20 protein-coding genes are annotated in these 20,497 nt (G+C 61.4%); 7 read left to right on the plus strand and 13 right to left on the minus strand.

Going from position 1 to position 20,497, the window contains the following annotated elements; translation table 11 throughout:
* Nucleotides 1-413 precede the first annotated feature (413 nt).
* On the plus strand, nucleotides 414-1,232 hold the full coding sequence (locus M6D32_RS14905; RefSeq protein ID WP_298257448.1) for a tetratricopeptide repeat protein: 819 nt from the start codon (nucleotides 414-416) through the stop codon (nucleotides 1,230-1,232).
* Nucleotides 1,233-1,294: 62 nt separating this feature from the next.
* On the opposite strand, the gene M6D32_RS14910 is transcribed toward M6D32_RS14905, so the two are convergent.
* The 10 genes from M6D32_RS14910 to M6D32_RS14955 all read right to left on the minus strand — a co-directional run bounded on the left by M6D32_RS14910 (nucleotide 1,295) and on the right by M6D32_RS14955 (nucleotide 10,264).
* A complete protein-coding gene (locus M6D32_RS14910; RefSeq protein WP_298257450.1) occupies nucleotides 1,295-2,269 on the minus strand; it encodes a type II secretion system F family protein in 975 nt (324 codons plus the stop codon).
* A gap of 9 nt (nucleotides 2,270-2,278) precedes the next feature.
* Entirely contained in the window at nucleotides 2,279-3,256 is a 978-nt protein-coding gene (locus M6D32_RS14915) for a type II secretion system F family protein (RefSeq protein WP_298257452.1), read from the minus strand.
* 10 nt (nucleotides 3,257-3,266) lie between these two features.
* Entirely contained in the window at nucleotides 3,267-4,733 is a 1,467-nt protein-coding gene (locus M6D32_RS14920; RefSeq protein ID WP_298257454.1) for a CpaF family protein, read from the minus strand.
* Between the two features lie 23 nt (nucleotides 4,734-4,756).
* The gene (locus M6D32_RS14925) at nucleotides 4,757-6,022 is read right to left on the minus strand and encodes an AAA family ATPase (protein ID WP_298257456.1); all 1,266 of its coding nucleotides are present in this window, start codon (nucleotides 6,020-6,022) and stop codon (nucleotides 4,757-4,759) included.
* The gene (locus tag M6D32_RS14930; protein WP_298257458.1) at nucleotides 6,019-6,765 is read right to left on the minus strand and encodes a CpaD family pilus assembly protein; all 747 of its coding nucleotides are present in this window, start codon (nucleotides 6,763-6,765) and stop codon (nucleotides 6,019-6,021) included. Before M6D32_RS14930 ends, M6D32_RS14925 begins: the two co-directional genes overlap by 4 nt.
* Before the next feature lie 18 nt (nucleotides 6,766-6,783).
* Nucleotides 6,784-8,253 (minus strand): type II and III secretion system protein family protein, encoded by a 1,470-nt coding sequence (locus tag M6D32_RS14935; RefSeq protein ID WP_298257459.1) that lies wholly within the window; start codon nucleotides 8,251-8,253, stop codon nucleotides 6,784-6,786.
* 17 nt (nucleotides 8,254-8,270) lie between these two features.
* On the minus strand, nucleotides 8,271-9,062 hold the full coding sequence (gene cpaB, locus M6D32_RS14940) for a Flp pilus assembly protein CpaB (RefSeq protein ID WP_298257461.1): 792 nt from the start codon (nucleotides 9,060-9,062) through the stop codon (nucleotides 8,271-8,273).
* Nucleotides 9,063-9,189: 127 nt separating this feature from the next.
* Nucleotides 9,190-9,714: a prepilin peptidase gene (locus tag M6D32_RS14945; RefSeq protein ID WP_298257463.1), complete on the minus strand. Its 525-nt coding sequence runs from the start codon at nucleotides 9,712-9,714 to the stop codon at nucleotides 9,190-9,192.
* A gap of 150 nt (nucleotides 9,715-9,864) precedes the next feature.
* Complete coding sequence (locus tag M6D32_RS14950) at nucleotides 9,865-10,023, minus strand: hypothetical protein (protein WP_298257465.1); 159 nt, start codon at nucleotides 10,021-10,023, stop codon at nucleotides 9,865-9,867.
* 76 nt (nucleotides 10,024-10,099) lie between these two features.
* Nucleotides 10,100-10,264 carry a Flp family type IVb pilin gene (locus tag M6D32_RS14955; RefSeq protein WP_298103890.1) on the minus strand — a complete coding sequence of 55 codons (165 nt, stop codon included), beginning with the start codon at nucleotides 10,262-10,264 and terminating at the stop codon, nucleotides 10,100-10,102.
* Nucleotides 10,265-10,576: 312 nt separating this feature from the next.
* On the opposite strand from M6D32_RS14955, the gene M6D32_RS14960 reads away from it, so the two are divergent.
* Nucleotides 10,577-11,404, plus strand: a complete 828-nt coding sequence (locus M6D32_RS14960; RefSeq protein ID WP_298257467.1) for a sterol desaturase family protein — start codon at nucleotides 10,577-10,579, stop codon at nucleotides 11,402-11,404.
* 156 nt (nucleotides 11,405-11,560) lie between these two features.
* On the plus strand, nucleotides 11,561-12,031 hold the full coding sequence (locus M6D32_RS14965; RefSeq protein WP_298257469.1) for a pilus assembly protein N-terminal domain-containing protein: 471 nt from the start codon (nucleotides 11,561-11,563) through the stop codon (nucleotides 12,029-12,031).
* 201 nt (nucleotides 12,032-12,232) lie between these two features.
* Here M6D32_RS14965 and M6D32_RS14970 read toward each other — a convergent pair whose 3' ends face one another.
* From M6D32_RS14970 to M6D32_RS14980, 3 genes are all read right to left on the minus strand, one after another.
* Nucleotides 12,233-12,445: a cold-shock protein gene (locus tag M6D32_RS14970; protein WP_002714433.1), complete on the minus strand. Its 213-nt coding sequence runs from the start codon at nucleotides 12,443-12,445 to the stop codon at nucleotides 12,233-12,235.
* A 258-nt stretch (nucleotides 12,446-12,703) separates the two neighbouring features.
* A complete protein-coding gene (infA, locus tag M6D32_RS14975; protein ID WP_298257471.1) occupies nucleotides 12,704-12,994 on the minus strand; it encodes a translation initiation factor IF-1 in 291 nt (96 codons plus the stop codon).
* Nucleotides 12,995-13,017: 23 nt separating this feature from the next.
* Nucleotides 13,018-14,442, minus strand: coding sequence for a DEAD/DEAH box helicase (locus M6D32_RS14980; protein ID WP_298257473.1), 1,425 nt, complete (start codon nucleotides 14,440-14,442; stop codon nucleotides 13,018-13,020).
* Nucleotides 14,443-15,014: 572 nt separating this feature from the next.
* Between M6D32_RS14980 and urtA the strand changes: the two genes are divergently transcribed.
* The 4 genes from urtA to urtD all read left to right on the plus strand — a co-directional run bounded on the left by urtA (nucleotide 15,015) and on the right by urtD (nucleotide 20,494).
* The gene (gene urtA, locus M6D32_RS14985; protein WP_298257475.1) at nucleotides 15,015-16,334 is read left to right on the plus strand and encodes an urea ABC transporter substrate-binding protein; all 1,320 of its coding nucleotides are present in this window, start codon (nucleotides 15,015-15,017) and stop codon (nucleotides 16,332-16,334) included.
* A 625-nt stretch (nucleotides 16,335-16,959) separates the two neighbouring features.
* A complete protein-coding gene (gene urtB / locus M6D32_RS14990) occupies nucleotides 16,960-18,570 on the plus strand; it encodes an urea ABC transporter permease subunit UrtB (protein ID WP_298257477.1) in 1,611 nt (536 codons plus the stop codon).
* Nucleotides 18,567-19,736, plus strand: coding sequence for an urea ABC transporter permease subunit UrtC (urtC, locus tag M6D32_RS14995; RefSeq protein WP_298257479.1), 1,170 nt, complete (start codon nucleotides 18,567-18,569; stop codon nucleotides 19,734-19,736). Before urtB ends, urtC begins: the two co-directional genes overlap by 4 nt.
* Nucleotides 19,733-20,494: an urea ABC transporter ATP-binding protein UrtD gene (urtD, locus tag M6D32_RS15000; protein ID WP_298257481.1), complete on the plus strand. Its 762-nt coding sequence runs from the start codon at nucleotides 19,733-19,735 to the stop codon at nucleotides 20,492-20,494. Before urtC ends, urtD begins: the two co-directional genes overlap by 4 nt.
* The last annotated feature ends 3 nt before the right edge of the window (nucleotides 20,495-20,497 follow it).

The raw sequence follows: 20,497 nt of genomic DNA on the forward strand, positions 1-20,497 counted from the left end.
GTTTCGCGGTAACCTCGTCATAGGAACTTCAAATTCTAAACCGCACTAGAATCATATAATTGGCTAGTGCTCCTTTGATTCCGAAGTTCGTAAACGTGGAGCCGCAATATGATACGAACTTCGGAATCGGAGCACTAGTGCGGCGAATTTGAAGTTCCTATCAGTTTCGCCGTGAGTTCGTCGGCGAGGCCATGGTGCCGATATCGCTTGTCGGTCCGAAGTCTCTCGAAGAGTTGGACGCGCGCTGGCCGCTCGAGAGCCAGTCGCCTGCTGCGATCCGATGGACTCTGGGGAAAATCACGGCGGTGGAGGGGGCGACCCGCACGGCAGCGTTAACCCGGCATTAGGGTTAACAGACTATTGCTGGGTCAATCTGGCGGGTTCCGCCGTCCACCCCCGTGAGTCATATCCCCATGCGTCAGCGATACCATGCCGCTCATTGTGCCCGGCTACTTGCATCCGTGGCCGTGACGGCGATTTTCGCGGCTGGGCTTGGCGGCTGTCAGACCATGTCCGATATCACCGGATCGATATCGCCGAAGACCTCGGCCAGCGCCGGGGCTGATCCGCGTCAAGAGGCGGAAGTCACGGGCGAACGCTACCGTGCCGATCCCAAAAATGCCGAAGCCGCGCTGGCCTATGGCCAGGCGCTACGCGCCTCCGGACAACGCAGCCAGGCGGCGGCGGTGCTTGAGCAGGCCACCATCGCCCATCCGAGCGACAAGGCGCTGCTTGCGGCGTGGGGCCGCGCGCTGGTCGACAACGGCAACTTCCAGGAGGGCTTTGACGTGCTCGGCCGCGCCCACTCGCCCGCCAATCCCGACTGGCGCATTCTCTCGGTGCAGGGAACCGCACTCGATCAACTCGGCCGTCACGAGGACGCCCGCCGCTATTACGAGAGCGCGCTCAAGATCGTGCCGGACGAGCCGACGGTGCTGTCGAATCTCGGCCTGTCCTACATGCTGTCGAAGAACCTGCCGCAAGCGGAGGAGGCGCTGCGCCGGGCCTATGCCAGCAGCCGGGCCGACGCGCGGGTGCGGCAGAATCTGGCGCTGGTGATCGGCCTGCAAGGCCGTTTTGCCGAGGCCGAGCAAATCGTGCGCGCCGATCTTCCTCCCGACGAGGCGACCGCCAACGTCGCCTATCTCAAGCAGATGCTGAACCGGAAGGGCGATCCGCGCGTCGGCAGCGCGGGCAAAATGCCCGTGGCCTCGCTCAGCCGTCCGGAGTGACGGCGTCTCCCTTTTCGGATTTCTGACTGAACCGCCGGGACGCGTTCCGCGCCCCGATCGGCCTACTGCATCGCTGCGATCTTGATGCCGGTCGGTCCGAGAATGACCACGAACAGCACCGGCAGGAAGAACAGGATCATCGGCACCGTCAGCTTCGGCGGCAGTGCGGCGGCCTTCTTCTCGGCCTCGTTCATGCGCATGTCGCGATTTTCCTGCGCCATGACGCGCAGGCTCTGGCCGAGCGGCGTGCCGTAACGCTCCGACTGTTGCAACGCGAGGCAGACCGACTTGACGCCCTCGACGCCGGTACGCCGGGCCAGGTTTTCATAGGCGACCTTGCGGTCCTGCAAATAAGAAAGCTCGGCGGTGGTGAGTGTAAATTCCTCCGCCAGTGCGACCGACTGGGTCACGATCTCGATGCTGACCTTGCGAAAGGCGGCTTCGATCGACATGCCGGACTCGATGCAGATCAGCAGCAGGTCAAGTGAATCCGGGAAGGCGCGGCGGATCGACAACTGACGCTTCGAGATCGCGTTCTTCAGGAAAAGCATCGGGGCCTGCAGGCCGAGCCAGGCCGCGCCGACGCAGATGCCGATCTTGACCGGGACTGATTTCTGCATATGCGAGATAACGAAAACGTACAGAATGGACGCAATGAACAGCACGATCGGCGTTACCAGCCGGAAAAACAGGAACGTGATATAGGGGGCCTGACCGCGATAACCAGCCTGGGTAAGCTTGTCGCGCGCAGTCTCCTGCGCAAGATATTTTGTGAGATTGAAGTCCTCGACTACCCTGGAGATGAGTTGTTTCGGCGTCTGGCGGAGCGTCACCTTCTCGGTCTTGTTGAGGCGCTCGCGCTCCCGCGCCCGGATCCGCTCGCGCTCGTTGGCGACCGCCTTCATGCGCTTGGCCAGTCCCTCGCCGGCAAACAGCGGCATAACCAGCGTATAGGCCGTGGCGCTTGCCGCGATGGCGGCGAGCAGCATGGTCATGAAATGAGCGTCGTGGAGTTTTTCGACCAGAAAGCTAATCATGCGGCACCGTCAGAAATCGAAATTGATCATTTTTTTCATTACCAGGATGCCGATCGTCATCCAGACCGCGCAACCCACCAGCATCAGCTGGCCTGTCGGATGCGTCCACAGCAGCGAGATGTAGGCGGGCGTCGTCATGTAGACGAGCAGCATGACAATCGGCGGCAACGAGCCGATGATGCCGGCCGAGGCCTTCGCTTCCATCGACATCGCCTGAATCTTCTCGGCCATCTTCTTGCGGTCGCGCAGCACCTTGGAGAGGTTGCCGAGCGCTTCGGAGAGATTGCCGCCGGACTTCTGCTGGATCGAAATGACGATGCCGAAGAAGTTTGCCTCCGGCACCGGCATACGTTCGAACAGGCGCCCGCAGGCATCGCCAAGCGGCATCCCGATCGCCTGGGTTTCGATGATGGCGTTGAATTCCGATCTCAGCGGCTCCGGCGAGTCGGCCGCAACCACCTTGAGCGATTCAAACAGCGGCAGGCCGGCCTTGATGCCGCGCACGATGACGTCAACGGCATCGGGCAGGGCGCGCAAAAAGGCCTTTTCGCGCCGCTTCTTCAGAAAGCTCAATAGCCAGCGAGGCAGCCCGAAACCGGCGGCAAAAGCCATGCCGACGGCGCCCAACAGGCCGCCCTTCACCAACATCACGCCGCCAAAGGCGACGACGGCAAGAACGCCGGATACAATCATGAATTTCTGCGGCGTCCAGTCGAGCCCGGCCTGGGTGAGGCGGGCGGTCAACGTGACCTTGGAGTCCTTCGCGCGCCGGGCTTCGGCTTCCTTGAGCGTTCCCTCAACCTGTTCGCGGCGGGATCGCTGTTCCTTTTGCGACTGGCGGGCGGCTACCGGCTCCGACTTGGCGACGGAGGCGCGCCGGCTCTCCGCCTTTCGCTCTCCTGACAGCAGCGGATAGATAAAGACCCAGGCGATGCCGCCGATTGCGGCGGCAGCGAGAAAGGCCAGCGGCAGTACTTGCATTTTCATGGCGCTCTCCTCAGTTCGGCGGGGCGGCTTCGGCCGCGTCGATGGCGGCGGCGAGCCGTTTCTCTTCGCCGTAGTAACGCGCGCGCTCCCAGAAGCGCGGCCGGCCGATGCCGGTCGAGCGGTGACGGCCGATGATCTTGCCGTTCGCGTCTTCGCCGACCAAGTCGTACAGGAAAAGATCCTGGGTGATGATGGTTTCGCCTTCCATGCCCATCACCTCGGTGATGTGCGTGATGCGCCGCGAACCGTCGCGCAGGCGGGCGGCCTGGATGATCACGTCGATCGAGGCGCAGATCATTTCGCGGATGGTTCGCGAGGGCAGCGAGAAGCCGCCCATGGTGATCATGGATTCGCAGCGCGACAGGGCTTCGCGAGGATTGTTGGCGTGCAGCGTGCCCATCGATCCGTCGTGGCCCGTGTTCATGGCCTGCAGGAGGTCGAACGCCTCCGGTCCGCGGACTTCGCCGACGATAATGCGTTCGGGCCGCATGCGCAGACAGTTGCGGACCAGCTCGCGCATGGTGATCTGGCCTTCGCCTTCAATGTTTGGCGGGCGTGTTTCCAGCCGCACCACATGCGGCTGCTGGAGCTGAAGTTCGGCGGCGTCTTCGCAGGTGATGACGCGTTCTTCGTCGTCGATATAGTTGGTCATGCAATTGAGAAGCGTCGTCTTGCCTGAACCGGTACCGCCGGAAATCAGCACATTGCAACGGACCCGGCCGATGATCTGGAGGATCTCCGCGCCCTCGGGCGAAATCGCGCCGAACTTGACCAACTGGTCGAGCGTCAGCTTGTCCTTCTTGAATTTGCGGATCGTGAGTGCGGGGCCGTCAAGGGAGAGCGGCGGCACGATGGCGTTGACGCGCGAGCCGTCGGCGAGGCGCGCGTCGCAGATCGGCGAGGATTCGTCGACGCGCCGGCCGACCTGGCTGACGATGCGCTGGCAGATATTGAGCAGCTGCTGATTGTCGCGGAAGCGGATTCCGGTGCGCTGGATCTTGCCCGCGACTTCGATGTAGACCGTGCCGGCGCCGTTGACCATGATATCGGCGATATCGTCGCGGGCGAGAAGCGGCTCGAGAGGACCGTAACCCAGAACGTCGTTGCAGATGTCGTCGAGCAGCTCTTCCTGCTCTGCAATCGACATCACGATGTTCTTGATCGCGATGATCTCGTTGACGATGTCGCGGATTTCCTCACGCGCCGATTCGCCGTCGAGCTTGGCCAGCTGGGCAAGGTCGATGGCTTCGATCAGCGCACCGAAGATCGTCGCCTTGACCTGGTAATAGTTGTCGGATTTCCGCGATTCCGCCGGTGGCGGCGGAGCCGATGGCTTGGCGGGGACGATCGGCGGTGAAGCCACGGTGGGCGGCGTTGCAGCGCGCGGAGCCGCCGCTGCGACGGCCGGCGCCTCCGGCGCGGCCGCCGGGGCCCGCATGCTTCTCGGATCGTCTGTTCCGCTACGCTTACCAAACACGACTGCACTCCAGACGGGTCAGACTACTTTGCCCGCAATTTCTCGATCAGAGGTGACAGGAACGAAGTCCGCGGCTTCTTGGTCTCGCCGCGGCCGGTGAGCCGCTGCGCGATCTGCCGGAACATCTCGGTGCTGCGGTGATTTTCGGAAATTTCCGCGATCATCTGGCCGTTATTGGCGGCCGCGCCGAACATCTGGGGATCGAACGGGATCGACACGATCGCCTCGCTTTCGATCGCCTTGGCGAACTCACCAGCGTTGATCTCCGGCCGCTTCGGAACGCCGACCTGGTTGAGGCAATAAAGCGGCGCCCGGTCGTTGGGCCTTGCCGCCTTCAGGAGATCGAAGATGTTCTTGGTATTGCGCAGATTGGCGAGATCGGGTGCCGCGACGATCAGGATGTCGTCGGCGGCGATCAGCGCACGCCTGGTCCAGCCCGACCATTGATGCGGGATATCGAGCACGATGCAAGGCATCGAGGTGCGGAGAGTGTCGAAGATGGCGTCGAAAGCTTCCGCGCCGAAATCATAGACCCGATCGAGCGTCGCCGGCGCCGCCAGCAGGCTGAGGTGGTCGGTGCATTTCGACAGCAGGCGGTCGAGAAAGGCCGTATCGACGCGGTCGGGCGAAAATACCGCGTCCGCGATGCCTTGCGGCGGATCCTGGTTGTAGTCGAGGCCGGCGGTGCCGAACGCAAGATCGAGATCCGCCACCACCGAGTCCAGCGCCAGGTCGCGCGCGATCGCCCAGGCCACGTTATGGGCGACGGTCGAGGCACCGACGCCGCCCTTGGCGCCGACGACGGCAATGATTCGACCCACAGCCTTGGCTTCCGGCGAGGAAAACAGGCCGCAGACCGACCGCACCACGTCCAGCGTATTGATGGGGGTGATCACATAGTCGCTGACGCCCCGGCGCACCAGCTCGCGATACAGCGTGACGTCGTTGATCCGGCCGATCACAACCACTCGAGTGCCGGAATCGCATACGGAAGCAAGCTGGTCGAGGCCGGCGAGAATGTCGTTGCGGCCCTCGGTCTCCAGAATGATCACGTTCGGCGTCGGCGCAGTGCGATAGGCTTCGATCGCGGCCGCCATGCCGCCCATCTGGATCTTCAGATGCGCCTTGGCGAGCCGGCGATCCTCGCCCGCCGACTGCACCGCAGCCGCGGTCTCGACCGTCTCGCAAAAGGCCTGCACCGACACCCGTGGTGCGGGCGCGATGTGATCCTCCGCGAGCGGTGTTGCCTCTGGCTGTTCTTCTGGGGTCTGACGCGCGTAACTGATCATTTGCCCGTGTCGCTGAGTTTGGCCTTATCTGCATCGGGATATTCGGTCGCGGTGCTCGTGCCCTTGCGGTATTTTTCAAAGCCTTCGGCGCGACGCGGCGCGTAAGCAGGCGTTTCCGGACGCGGCTGTACGAGGTCAGCGGGATTGTCGATCATCGCGGCCATGTTGCGCTGATAGGCGCAGCCGAAATTGTAGTAGGGTTTGTTCTCCAGATAGCCCCTGTCCTTGATCGAGGGGCCGAGGTCATCGGGCCACAATCCGCATGGGCCGGCCACTGCCGTGATCTTAGGATAGCTCAGGCGCAGCGTCGCCATCTGGCGCGGATCGCTCGGACGATAGTTGTGCATGACGATGCCGTGAGGCGGCACACCGGCGGCCGAAAGCAGCGACCGCGCTTCCCGGAACGCGTCGGCGGCGGCCCGCGCATTGGGCGTGCCGACCGGCACATCGGCCACGATCGCACCGGTGCTCTCCTGCAGCCAGACCTGGGCCAAGCCCATCACGTCGGCGCGTTGCTCTGCCGACAGGCCGCCGCGAGCCCGGCCGACGAAGATCACCACGGAGCGATTGGCTTCCTGGATCGCGATCGGATGCCTGAGACGATAGTCATCGGGGATACTCGACGTCGTCGAAGCAACCTCATCGGTGTGCATACAGGCGCCAAGCGAGGTTGCGATACCCAGAAGCGCCGCAGCGATGCGGAGGGCGCGCCGGTATCCGACGGGTGTCCTGGCTGTGATCATCTTCGTCCTTGTCCCGCCTTAGTCCGTGATAAAGCCATAGGTGCCGCGATAGTTCTGGACGGGCTCGTTGCGGCCAGGAACGCCATAGATTCGGTTGATGTTGCCGAGCAGATCGGCCTGCGGATCGGACGCCGAGGCAAATCCGTCGTCCGGACGCGACAGATCTTTTTGCGCAACTGCGCGAACGATGTACGGCGTCACAATGACCATCAGCTCGGTCTGGTTGTTTTGGTAGTCCCGGCTGCGGAACAACGTGCCCAAGACGGGCAGCTGCGAAAGCCCCGGGAGGCCGTTAATCGCGTGTTTGGTCTGGTCCTGAATCAAACCAGCCATCGCCATCGAGCCACCCGAGGGAATTTCCAGCGTCGTTTCCGCGCGGCGGGTCTTGACCGAAGGAATCGTCGTACCGCCGGAGCCGCCCTGGAGCGCATTTTCGTTGGAGACTTCGGAAACTTCGGTCATCACTCGCAGGCTGATCCGCCCTTGGGTCAGCACAACGGGCGTGAAGTTCAGTGAAATGCCGAATTTCTTGAAGCTAACGGTCTGGACGCATTGTCCGATCGCGCCCGACGTTGTCGTTTGGCAGGTGACGCCGGTCGGAATTGGAAATTCGCCGCCCGAAATAAACGTCGCGGATTCACCGGAGATCGCCGTCAAGTTCGGCTCCGCCAGCGTCCTCACCACGCCCGCGCTCTCCATCGCGTGAAGCGTCGCGGTGACCGAGGGAGTCCCTCCGAAAGAGGTCGTAATGGCATTGCCAGCAACGAGCGGCGCGTTGTTGGCGGTAAAGGGGTTGGCATTGTTGAAGTTCACGACCGCGGTGCCGTAGTTGAACTGGCCGGAGAGATCGATGCCCAATTGCTTGATGATCGACCGAGCGACTTCGGCGACCGTCACTTTAAGCATCACCTGGTCGCGGCCGCGGACCACGATGGAGTTCACTACCTTGTCGGCTCCGCCCGCCAGCCGCGCGGCGAGATCGACGGCCTGCTGCGCCTCGATCGGGTTCGCCGCCGTGCCGCTGAGAATCACGCCGTCGGCAAGGCCGTCGATCTGAATGTCGGAATTCGGCAGCATCTGCCTGAGTGCGGCGCGTGCGCCGTTGAGGTCGCGTTTGACGGCGATGTCATAGGCAGCAATCTGCTGACCCGCCGAATCGAAGAACACGATGTTGGTCTGGCCGATCGCCGCACCGATGATGTAGGCGCGCTGCGCCGAACGTACGACGGCGTTGGCAATCTTCGGATCGGCGACGAGCACGTCCTTGATGTCGCGCGGCAGGTCGATCACGATCGACTTGCCAACGCCGAGCGAAAGAAACTTCGCGTTCATCTGCCCCTCGGCAGCGGAAACTTGCGGAATCGGGCGGGAGTCGGCGGCCACAGCCGGAATCAGCGCGGGATCGAGCACCATCGCCGCCGCGGCTGAAAACGACAGGGCGCGGACCCAGACCGTTCGCATCCGAAGCTGATTTTCCCTGCATTTCATCTCGCCTGGTCCCTTGATCACTTTTCAACCGCCGTGTGGTTGCTCACCCCGTAGCGAACCACATTGATGGTGCCGGTCCGGCGAAGGTCGTCGACGGCGACTGCAACCTGGTTGACGTCGGCGATGCTGCGCAGCGCCAGCGAGAGCGTGCCGGCCTGACGCGCGCCCGCCAGCAGCGTCGCCTGTTCGGGCTTCAGTTCGAGCGTGACGGTCTTGCCAATCACGGAATTCTGGCCGTCCTTTTCCTTCGGTGCCTGGTCGATGGCGAGAACGCGAACGTTTGAAAGAAGTATCGAAGGAACGATGAGGTCGCCGGTTGCTTTGGGATCCGGGTTTTTTTCGTGGCGGGTCAGGATCACGTCCACGCGGTCGTTAGGCAGGATGAAGCCGCCGGCGCCGGTCTCCGCCGAGATTTCGGTCGACACCGCGCGCATTCCCTGCGGCAGGATCGCGGCCATGAAGCCTGATCCATCGGCCTTGATCAGTTTCGGTTCGCGGATCGGCTCGCCTGCGATGAAGGGCGATCGCGCGATCGAGCCGGTAATTTCCTTGGTTGCGTCGGGGCGCTCGTTGCGGCGGATAAAGGATTTGCTGGCCGTGGCTGCCGGCCAGGTTTGCCACGTCATGTCCTCAGGCGTGACTCTCTGGCCGAGGTTGATGTCGGCTTTGGCCACGAGAACATCGACGGTCGGAAGCTGCGCAGCCGGCGCGGCTACAGGCGGCTTGCTGTCCGATCCACTGGCGAGGTAGGCCGCCACTCCGCCGGCGCCAAGAGCGATGGTCAGGACAATTATGCGTGCCCTATTCATACGCGTCACTTTCCACATTACACCGCGACGCTTCCGCCGCCGTGACGGGAGTTGACCAGTTATTCGTCAAAGCATGGTTAATGAGGCGTATCTAAATCGCGTTAATGAGAGTTTACCTCTCTGGCGATCAGCCGATCATCAGGCGCGCCAGGTCGACGGCCCTGATCCATTCGGTCTCGGGATAGACCACCAGCGCGCCAACGGCGAGTGCGATGCCGTAGGGAATTCCGCTCTCCTTGGCGTGCAGCTTGAGCAGCCAGGTCTGACCCGCGAGCGCATAGGGCAGAGGCCATTGCCTGAATTGAAGCAACAGCAGCGTCAGGGCGCCCCCGAAGAGTGAGGCATAGACCAGATAGTTGAGCAGATGGGCGAAGCCGAACCAGAGTGCGGCTGCGGCTGCCACCTTGGCATCGCCGCCGCCGATCCATCCGAACGCGAAACAGGCAAAGGCCGCGACCAGTATCAGGCTGCCCGCCGCCAAGTGCATCAGGATATCCGACGGCGCCATGCCGCTGGCGAACGCGAGCACAAGGAAACCGGCTGCGAGCGCGAGCGAGACGCGATTGGAAATCGTCATGGTGAAGAGGTCGCTTGCGGCTGCGAACGCCATCAGGGCCGGGAACAGCGTCAGGCGGGCGATATCGATGATCATGGATGGGGGTGGCCCGCGCTGATTTCAGGGGTCGGACAGCTGCCGCCGACGCTATCGCCGATAAATGAACAATCGGGAAACGCCGAAGGATTCGTGGCGCTTCGGATTTGGCATTCGCATCGCGAACGCGCATCTACAGCGTGGCGAATGTCAAATCCACGCGACCAGCCCGCCGGCAATCTGGAAGGCGAGAAAGACGAGCGCCAGTATCAGCGCAGCACAGACAATCGCCGTTGGCGAAGCAAACCCGCTGCCCGGGCGAACCGATATCGGCCTTGCGGGAGCCGGCACGGCCGGAACGCTACGCATATGTTACGCAACTACCTGTCAGACGAAAAAAAGGCCCCGGATCGACCGGGGCCTGACGTTCAAAGTCAACCGACGCTTATTTCAGCGAGCTGTTGATCGAGCTGAACTTGGTGTTCAGGTTGCTGCCGAGGCCGTTGACGACGGCAATAATGGCCAGCGAAATGCCAGCGGCGATGAGGCCATACTCGATGGCGGTCGCGCCGGACTGGTCCTTCACAAAACGCGCAATCAGATTCTTCATAGATAACTCCATGTGACACGTGGCTGGTCGAACTAACTGTGGTCTCGCCGGCGTTCTCAGCACCGTGACCGTGGGGCACGCTACGAGGGAACCGATTTCGGCACGGTTAATTCGACTGCGCAAAACGCCGCATACGGCGCTGTTCTTGAGCACAGTAAATTTGGCATTAAGCGGCCTGCAAAGTTTCGAACAAAATAGGCCTGCGCTGATCACACCTAATTAAAGAGAGAGTTGAATGGACCAGACGCCTCATTTTACGGCTCCTTAAGCCGCAAGGCGTACGCCTTGGACAGTTGATGAAATGAGGTCGTCATGTTCAACCCAGCGATGGAAGTCGTCGAAATGCTTGGCCAGACGATCGCCAAGGTCGTTCCGATCACCATCGTTCTGGCGCTGGTGTTTTCGGTGTTGACGCATTTCTGGGCCTGCAATCCCGGAACGCCCTGGTGGCGCAAGCGGGAGATCGTCACCGACGTCTGCTACTGGTTCTTCGTGCCGATGTTTGCCCGGGTGCTGCGGATCGGCCTGCTTGTGCTCGGCGCGGGCGTGGTCTTCAACATTCATGACGCCGACGGTCTGATCGCGTTCTATGACAATGGGCACGGTCCGCTCGCGCAGCTGCCGCTCTGGATCCAGGGGCTGCTGTTTCTCGTGCTCTCGGACTTCATGCTGTACTGGCTGCACCGGCTATTTCACGGCGGCGCGTTCTGGAAGTACCACGCGATCCATCACTCGTCGGAGGAACTGGACTGGATTTCCGCGGCGCGCTTCCATCCGGTCAATCTGTTCCTGGGAACGATTGCGGTTGACGTCATCTTGCTGATGGCCGGCATCTCGCCGAACATCATGCTGTGGGTCGGCCCGTTCACCACCTTCCATTCTGCCTTCGTGCACGCCAACCTGAGCTGGACGTTGGGGCCGTTCAGATATGTGCTGGCGACACCAGTGTTTCACCGCTGGCATCACACGGCGCTCGAGGAAGGCGGCGATACCAACTTCGCGGGCACCTTTCCGATCTGGGATATTCTGTTCGGGACGTTCCGGATGCCGGACGGCCGGCTGCCGCAGGACTACGGGCAGGACGATCCGCGCATTCCTAATGAAATTGTTGGGCAACTCGCTTACCCTTTTCGCCAGTAGGCGCGCGACGTCCGGCAAAGCCGGCCTCCATTTGCAGTTCATTCACTATTTGACGTCAGATTTGCCCTGTCGGGCGCCGGCTCCGCCGCGTGTCGCTTAAGCCGGCTCGTTCGTGTCCCGGGGTATCGTATGTCGTCTCAGTTCTTGCGTTTTTCAATGCGTTCCGCGTTCCTCTCGCTTGCGGCGGGAACACTGATGTGGCCGATGGCGGCCATGGCGGAGCCCTCAATCAATACCATCTCGGTGAATGTCGACCAGGCCAGGCTCGTGAAGCTGCCGGCCCGCGTCGCCACCATCGTCGTCGGCAATCCGCTGATCGCGGATGTCGCGCTGCAACCCGGCGGCGTCCTGGTCGTCACTGGAAAAGGCTACGGCGCTACCAATTTCATTGCGATGGATCGCTCGGGCGAGGTTCTGGTGGATCGCCAGATCCAGGTCGAGGGACCGACCGATCAGCTCATCACCGTCTATCGCGGTGTGGACCGCGAGTCCTATAGCTGCATGCCGATCTGCCAGCGCCGCGTTACCCTTGGCGACGGCGATACCTTCTTCAAGACGGCGATCGACCAGGCCGGGAATCTGAGCGGCCAGGCCGCCGGCAGCGCCGCGCCAAAGCAATCGAATTGAGAATAGCGGGGGCGGACTGCGTCGCCTCGCTCAATGCGATGGGGTTACCGAAAGACTATAAGGTCGCGCCTGCCGGGCTCGGTGGCCCGTCGCGAAAACAAAAAGGCCGCGCAACGGGCGCGGCCTTTTCGTACAAGGTAGCTTCAACACACCGTGTCCGGCGGCAAGTCGTACCGCCGGGGTCTCGACGCAGGGCCGAATTCAGCCGGCTGCGCGCAGGTTGTCGGCGGAAGACTTGCCGGAACGGCGATCGGCGACGATTTCGTAGCTGATCTTTTGGCCTTCACGCAGGGTGCCAAGGCCGGCGCGCTCGACAGCGCTGATGTGCACGAACACGTCATTGCCGCCGTCATCCGGTTGGATGAAGCCGTAACCCTTGGTTGCGTTAAACCACTTCACTGTTCCCATGCTCACGGGATAGTCCCTTCTCAAGATAGACATAACGAAGCCCACTAACGCGGGCTGGTGAGATCGAATTTTTGGAAGGGTCGTCTCAGCGTCTAAACCGGCTGTACCGGTGGATAGCTAATGTCGTCCGGCCGAAAATCGATACGTCATATTATTCCAAAGTAGCGCCTCAAACAATCCTCAAGGCGCGATTTTTGACCGTGCCCGGGCAGGCGCTGGCTGGCGCGCGGCGCTGGCATGATGCTGTCAAAATTGCGGCAGGCGTTATCTGCGGCGGAACTGGCCACGCGGCGGCGCGCCGCGGGCACCTGCGCCAGGGCCAGCGCCGGGGCGCTCGTCCTTGTGGCGGAAGATCAGCCGGCCCTTTTCCAGATCGTAGGGCGACATTTCGATCGTGACACGGTCACCGGCCAGCGTCTTGATCCGGTTTTTCTTCATTTTGCCCGCGGTATAGGCAACGATCTCGTGGCCCGCATCGAGCTGAACCCGGTAGCGGGCATCGGGGAGGATTTCGGTGACCAGTCCTTCGAACTGGATTAGCTCTTCTTTAGCCATGTCTATCTCCAGGTCGATCGGCGTTAGCGCGACCGTTGGTTGCGGTTGGGTTGGGATTTCGGGCGGCTTTCGCGGTACAGAAAGGAGACGCCCTGCAACCCTTCGGCCTTGCCGCCGCCGCGTGAAGGGCGGTTCGGCTGCTGCCGATTGACCTCGTTCCCGTTGGTTTTTGAAGCGCCATTGTTACCACCGCCGCGGTGGTGTCGGCGAGGGCCTTTCGATCCTCCTCCGGCATCATTTGCGCGCGCCGCATGTGCGCGGGGCGCAGACCGCCCGCCGCGATGGGGTGCCGGGGACGGAGCCGCGTCGCGCTGGCCGGGCGTGCGTCGATCCTCTCGCGGCAATGCGATGCGGATCAGCTTTTCGATGTCGCGCAGATAGCCAAGTTCCTCACCACCGGCGACCAGCGAGATGGCAACGCCTTCGGCGCCGGCACGCGCGGTGCGACCGATACGGTGGACATAGGTCTCGGGAATGTTGGGGAGGTCGAAATTCACCACATGCGAGATGCCGTCGACATCGATGCCGCGGGCGGCGATGTCAGTCGCGACCAACGTGCGGATCTGCCCGGTGCGGAATGCCGCCAGCACCCGCTCGCGATGATTTTGCGACTTGTTGCCATGGATGGCATCGGCAGTGATGCCGGCCCGTGCGAGGCCCTTCACCACCTTGTCGGCGCCGTGTTTGGTCCGGGTAAAGACCAGTGACCGATCGACCGGCTCCTGTTTCAGAAGTTGGGCGAGAACCGCGGGCTTGGCCGAGTGGTCGACCTGGATGATGCGCTGGGTAATGCGCTCGACTGTCGAGGCCACCGGCGTTACGGCAACCCGCGCGGGATCGCGCAGCATGGCCTCTGCAAGTTCGGCGATATCCTTGGGCATGGTCGCGGAGAAGAACAGCGTTTGCCGCCGGACGGGCAATTTGGCGACGATCTTCCGGATGTCGTTGATGAAGCCCATGTCGAGCATGCGATCGGCTTCGTCGAGCACGAGAAACTCAACCTGGCCGAGCTTGAGCCCGTTGCTTTGTACGAGATCGAGCAGGCGGCCGGGCGTAGCCACCATGACTTCGACGCCTTGCATGACCGAGCGGACCTGACGTCCCATCGGAACGCCGCCGATCGCCAGCGCCGAAGTCAGACGGATATGCCGGCCATAGGCGTTGAAGCTATCGAGAATCTGACCGGACAATTCACGGGTGGGGCTGAGGACAAGCACGCGGCAGGTCTTGGGCTGCGGCTTGATGCGGTTGGCCAGAATGCGGTGCAGGATCGGCAGCGCGAAGGCAGCCGTCTTGCCGGTGCCGGTCTGGGCGATGCCGACCACATCACGGCCGGAGAGTGCGAGGGGAATGGTTTGAGCCTGGATGGGCGTGGGCGTCAGATAATTTTCTTCCTTGAGCGCACGGGAAATGGGATCGGCGAGGCCGAAATCCTGAAAGGAGGTCAAAATAGGGTACTTTCCATTGTGAGACGCCAGCTGCCCGGCCTTGCGGGGCCAGCAACGCGCCAATTGCCTAGAGACGCCCGCGTGCATGGGGCGTCGGTTTTAGGGGGTGAAGGGGCAAGCCTGAAGCCGTTGCAGTATCGCAAGGGCCAAAGAAACACGCAGCTCGCGCAGGCCCGATGATTCGGGCTTCCTGACGCTGATATGGCCTATCGACGCGGCGCTTTCAAGGTCGATCGAGGCTGTTTCGCTGCATTGCCGAAAATCACCTCGAAAAAGGTTGATGAAGCCTGCCGTCCGAAAAGCAGCCATCTGCCAAAATTTTGTGCCAGTACCCGACCATGGCGCCAAGTATGCCTATAAATTAATCAATTTGTAGAAAACGCATACATTTGTTCTGCATAAAACTTAGTCGCGGGTGGCACTTCCCGCGGACCGGAATGTCATATTTTCTAATGAAACCATCAGTTTAACCCTCGAAAAGGGCGTGGCACGGTTCTTGCGATTCCCTTAACGCAGGCGGCCGTGGGGCCGTTTCGCAAGCGTCAACGCCTGCGTCAGGGAGATGACATTTCATGCCTACACACTTTACGCACGATATCGCGACGCTGAGCCGTCGCCGGTGGCTCGCAGCAGCCGCGGGACTGGTTCTGGGTCTGGCTGGATTTTCCAACGCGAAAGCTGCCGACGACACCATCAAGGTCGGCATTCTTCATTCGCTCTCCGGTACCATGGCTATCAGCGAAACCACGCTGAAGGACACGATCCTCTTCTTGATCGACGAGCAGAACAAGAAGGGCGGCTTGCTCGGCAAGAAGCTCGAGCCCGTCGTCGTCGATCCCGCATCGAACTGGCCGCTGTTTGCGGAAAAGGCGCGCGAACTGATCACCAAGGACAAGGTTGCCGTCGTGTTCGGCTGCTGGACCTCGGTCTCGCGCAAATCCGTGCTCCCGGTGTTCAAGGAGCTGAACAACATCCTGTTCTATCCGGTGCAGTATGAGGGCGAAGAGAGCGAGCGCAACGTGTTCTACACCGGTGCGGCGCCGAACCAGCAGGCGATACCGGCCGTCGATTACCTCATGAAGGAAGAGAAGGTGAAGCGCTGGGTGCTGGAAGGCACCGACTACGTTTATCCGCGCACCACCAACAAGATTCTCGAAGCCTATCTGAAGTCGAAAGGCGTCGCGCCCGAAGACATCATGATAAACTATACGCCGTTCGGCTTCTCCGACTGGCAGACCGAGGTTTCCAAGATCAAGACCTTCGGCTCGGCCGGCAAGAAGACCGCGGTGGTCTCCACCATCAACGGCGACGCCAACGTTCCCTTCTACAAGGAGCTCGGCAACCAGGGCGTCAAGGCGACCGATATTCCGGTTGTCGCATTCTCGGTCGGTGAGGAAGAACTCGCCGGCCTCGATACCAAGCCGCTGCTCGGCCATCTCGCGGCCTGGAACTACTTCGAATCGATCAAGACGCCGGCCAATGAGAAGTTCATCAAGGAATGGCAGGCCTACACCAAGAATCCGAAGCGCGTGACCAACGACCCGATGGAAGCCCACTATATCGGCTTCAACATGTGGGTGAAGGCAGTTGAGAAGGCGAAGTCGACCGATCCTGACAAGGTGATCGACGCGCTGCCCGGCATCGAGACGCCGAACCTGACCGGCGGCGTCGCCAAGATGCTGCCCAACCACCACATCACCAAGCCGGTGTTCATCGGGGAGATCAAGGGCAACGGCCAGTTCGACGTGGTGTGGAAGACGCCTGGCCTCGTCGCTGGCGATGCCTGGTCGAAGGAGCTTCCGGGCTCCAAGGACCTGATCGGCGACTGGGTCGGCAAGAAGTGCGGCAACTTCAACACCAAGACCAACAAGTGCCTCGGTTCGCAGTCTTGACCTCCGAGCGGTGATCTGACCGGGCGGCTTGCTCAAGAAGAGCGCGGCTCGCCCGGCCGATCATGCTGGTACCAGCGAGGCGGAAAGGCGGCGCCGCCGCCGCCTTTCACTAGTGCTCCGATTCCGAAGTTCGTATCATATTGCGGCTCCACGTTTACGAACTTCGGAATCAAAGGAGCACTAGCCAATTGTATGATTTCTAGTGCGGTTTAGAATTTGAAGTTCCTATGACGAGGTTACCGCGAAACTGATAGGAACTTCAAATTCACCGCACTAGTGTCCCGGTTCTGACATTCGTACGCTGTCGCGGCGGGTTTCCTTTACGAATGTCAGAACCAAAGGGACACTAGCAAATATAGATATGTAATGCGGTTTTGGATTTGACATTCGCTTGGAGGAGTTGCGGCGCTGCTGAAGCGAATGTCAAATCCACCGTACAATTTATTTTCTGCCGGGGTTGTCTAGTGCGGTGAATTTGAAGTTCCTATCAATGTCGCGGCAAGTTCGTAATAGGAACTTCAAATTCAAAGCAGCACTAGAATCATAAGTTGCTGGAGCTCCCTTGATTCCGAAGTTCGCATCAGAGGCGCCGCGAAAGCTTGCGAACTTCGGAATCGGAGCTCCAGTGGCCGCTAACGCCTTCGACCGTCTTCGTTCGATCGTTCTCTCTGTCTTCCTGATTGTCGTCCTGACTTTGCCGGCATTCGCCGGCGCCTTCGACGATGCGGTCGCCAAATTCGCCAACGACGAGTTTTCCGATACCGAAGAGGCGATCGGCATGGTCGCGAGCTCCGGCAATCCGCTGGCCTTTCCCATCATCAGCGCGCTTCACGATGATCGGCTGTCGGCCGATCCGGACACCAAGAAGGTCTACATCACCCAGCAGGATGGCAAGATCATCGATGCGGCAACGGGGACTCCGGTCGCCAAGCTGCCGGACAACGCCGCCTCCGTTCGGCTCAATAACCGTCTGCGACGCAGCGTCGAGGCCGCGCTCGGCAGCCTGACCTTGCTGTCACCCGATCCCGCCAAACGGATTGCGGCAGCACAAACCGTTTTCAAGTCGCACGAGGAAAGCGCTCTGCCGGTCGTCGAAGGGGCGCTGGCGAAAGAGACCAACAACGCGGTGAAGGCCGCGTTTGCCGAGGCGCGCGCGGCGATCCTGCTCAACAAGTCCGGCACCAGCGATGCCGACAGACTGGAGGCCATCGCCACGATCAAGGCGAGGGGCGATCAGGAAGCCCTTGCCTTGCTCACCGACCTTTCCGATCAGTCGCCATTGGTGGCCAAGGCGGCGGCGACCGCAGTGTCCTCGATCCAGAGCCGGCTTGCGATCTGGTCCGCGGTTCAGAACGCCTGGTACGGCCTGTCGCTTGGCTCGGTTCTGCTACTCGCTGCCATTGGCCTTGCCATCACCTTCGGCGTCATGGGCGTCATCAACATGGCGCATGGTGAGATGGTGATGCTCGGCGCCTACACCACCTTCGTGGTGCAGGACATCATCCGCACGAGTTTTCCTGGTCTGTTCGATTATTCGCTTTTCATCGCCGTGCCGCTGGCCTTTCTGGTAGCGGGCGCGATCGGCGTCTTGATCGAGCGGACGATCATTCGTTTTCTCTACGGACGGCCGCTCGAGACGTTGCTTGCGACCTGGGGCATTTCGCTGGTGCTGCAACAGGCGGTGCGCACGGCGTTCGGTCCCACCAACCGCGAAGTCGGCAATCCCTCCTGGATGAGCGGCGCGTTCGAGCTTGGCCAGATCACCATCACCTATAACCGGCTATGGATTCTGTGTTTCACGCTTGCAGTGTTTGCAATCCTGCTGGCGATGCTGCGTTACACTGCCCTCGGGCTCGAGATGCGGGCGGTGACGCAGAACCGCCGCATGGCGGCCTCGATGGGGATCGCGACCTCGCGGGTCGATGCGCTGACCTTCGGACTTGGTTCAGGCATTGCCGGAATAGCCGGCGTGGCGCTGTCGCAGATCGACAACGTCAGTCCCAATCTCGGCCAGAGCTACATCATCGATTCCTTCATGGTCGTGGTGTTCGGCGGCGTCGGCAATTTGTGGGGCACGCTGGTCGGCGCCTTCACGCTCGGCATCGCCAACAAGTTCCTTGAGCCCGTTGCGGGCGCCGTGCTCGCCAAGATTGCCATTCTGGTCCTGATCATTCTCTTCATCCAGAAGCGGCCGCGCGGCCTGTTCGCGCTCAAGGGACGGGCGGTGGAAGCATGATGCCGCACGTCCTCACGCGCTCGCTGGATCGCGGCACGACGCTATTCGTCATCCTGGTCGCTGCTTGTGGCGTTCTGATTCCGCTGTCGAACCTGTTGTTGCCAACCGGCTCGATGCTGCAGGTGCCGACCTATCTGGTGGCGTTGTTTGGCAAATATGCCTGCTACGCGGTACTCGCGCTCTCGATCGATTTGATCTGGGGCTATTGCGGCATTCTCTCACTCGGCCACGGCGCATTCTTTGCACTTGGCGGCTACGCGATGGGCATGTACCTGATGCGCCAGATCGGCAGCCGCGGCGTATACGGCAATCCGGTCCTGCCCGACTTCATGGTGTTTCTGAACTATCCGAAACTGCCTTGGTACTGGCACGGCTTCGACATGTTCTGGTTTGCCGCGTTAATGGTCGTTGTGGTGCCGGGGCTGCTCGCGTTCTGCTTCGGATGGCTGGCGTTCCGCTCCCGCGTCACCGGCGTATACCTCTCGATCATCACCCAGGCGATGACGTACGCCTTGCTGCTGGCGTTCTTCCGTAACGATTTCGGATTCGGCGGCAACAACGGACTGACCGACTTCAAGGATATCCTGGGTTTCAACGTGCAGGCGGAGGGCACCCGCGCTGCGTTGTTCGCGCTGAGCTGTCTCGCCATCATCGTCGCGTTCCTGACCTGCCGCGCCGTCGTCACCTCCAAGCTCGGCAAGGTGCTGATCGCGGTGCGCGATGCAGAATCTCGTACGCGGTTTCTCGGTTACCGTGTCGAGTCCTACAAGCTGTTCGTTTTCACCCTTTCGGCCTGCATGGCGGGCGTGGCGGGAGCGCTCTACGTGCCGCAGGTCGGCATCATCAACCCGTCAGAATTTGCGCCCGCCAACTCCATCGAGGCCGTGATCTGGGTCGCGGTCGGTGGTCGCGGCACGCTGATCGGCGCCGCGATCGGCGCGGTGGTGGTCAACTACGCCAAGACCTACTTCACATCCGGTCCGCTTGCGCCCTACTGGCTGTTCATGCTCGGCGCGCTTTTCATTCTGGTGACGTTGCTACTGCCCAAGGGCATCGTCGGCACCTTCAATCCGTGGTCGGAGCGGTGGAAGGCGGATCGCCTGACGGCGAATAGCGAAAGCGCGGCAGCCGAAGACGGCGTCAGCGAACCTCGTTTGGCGGAGTGAGAGCGATGGACGTCAGAGCCACTTCCGCATTGCTTTATCTCGACGGCGTGCACGTCTCTTTCGACGGCTTTCACGCGATCAACAATCTATCGCTGACGCTCGAGCCCGGCGAAATGCGCGCGATCATCGGACCGAACGGCGCCGGCAAGACGACGATGATGGATATTATCACCGGCAAGACCAAGCCGGATGAAGGCACCGTGCTGTTCGACGGCGTGACGGATCTGACGCGACTCGACGAGACGCGAATTGCCGAACTCGGGATCGGCCGCAAATTCCAGAAGCCGACTGTGTTCGAAAGCCAGTCCGTCGAAGACAATCTTCTGCTTGCACTCAATGTCGATCATAGCGTCAAGGGGACGCTGTTCTGGCGCGGCGGCAAGGCCGAGGCCGAACGGATCGAGCGTGTGCTCGAGACCATCCGCCTGAAGGACGCGCGCCGCCGATTGGCCGAAAGCCTGTCGCACGGCCAGAAGCAGTGGCTCGAGATCGGGATGCTGCTGGCGCAGGATCCGAAGCTGCTCCTGGTCGACGAGCCGGTGGCAGGCATGACGGATGTCGAAACCCATCAGACCGCCGAGCTGCTCAAGGAAATCAACAAAGAGAAGACCGTGATGGTCGTCGAGCACGACATGACCTTTGTGCGCGAACTCGGCGTCAAGGTGACATGCCTGCACGAAGGCACGGTGCTCGCCGAAGGCACAATCGATCAGGTGTCGGCGAACGAACGCGTGGTCGAAGTGTATCTGGGACGATGAGCC

Source organism: Bradyrhizobium sp., assembly GCF_027307225.1.
Classification (GTDB): Bacteria; Pseudomonadota; Alphaproteobacteria; order Rhizobiales; family Xanthobacteraceae; genus Bradyrhizobium.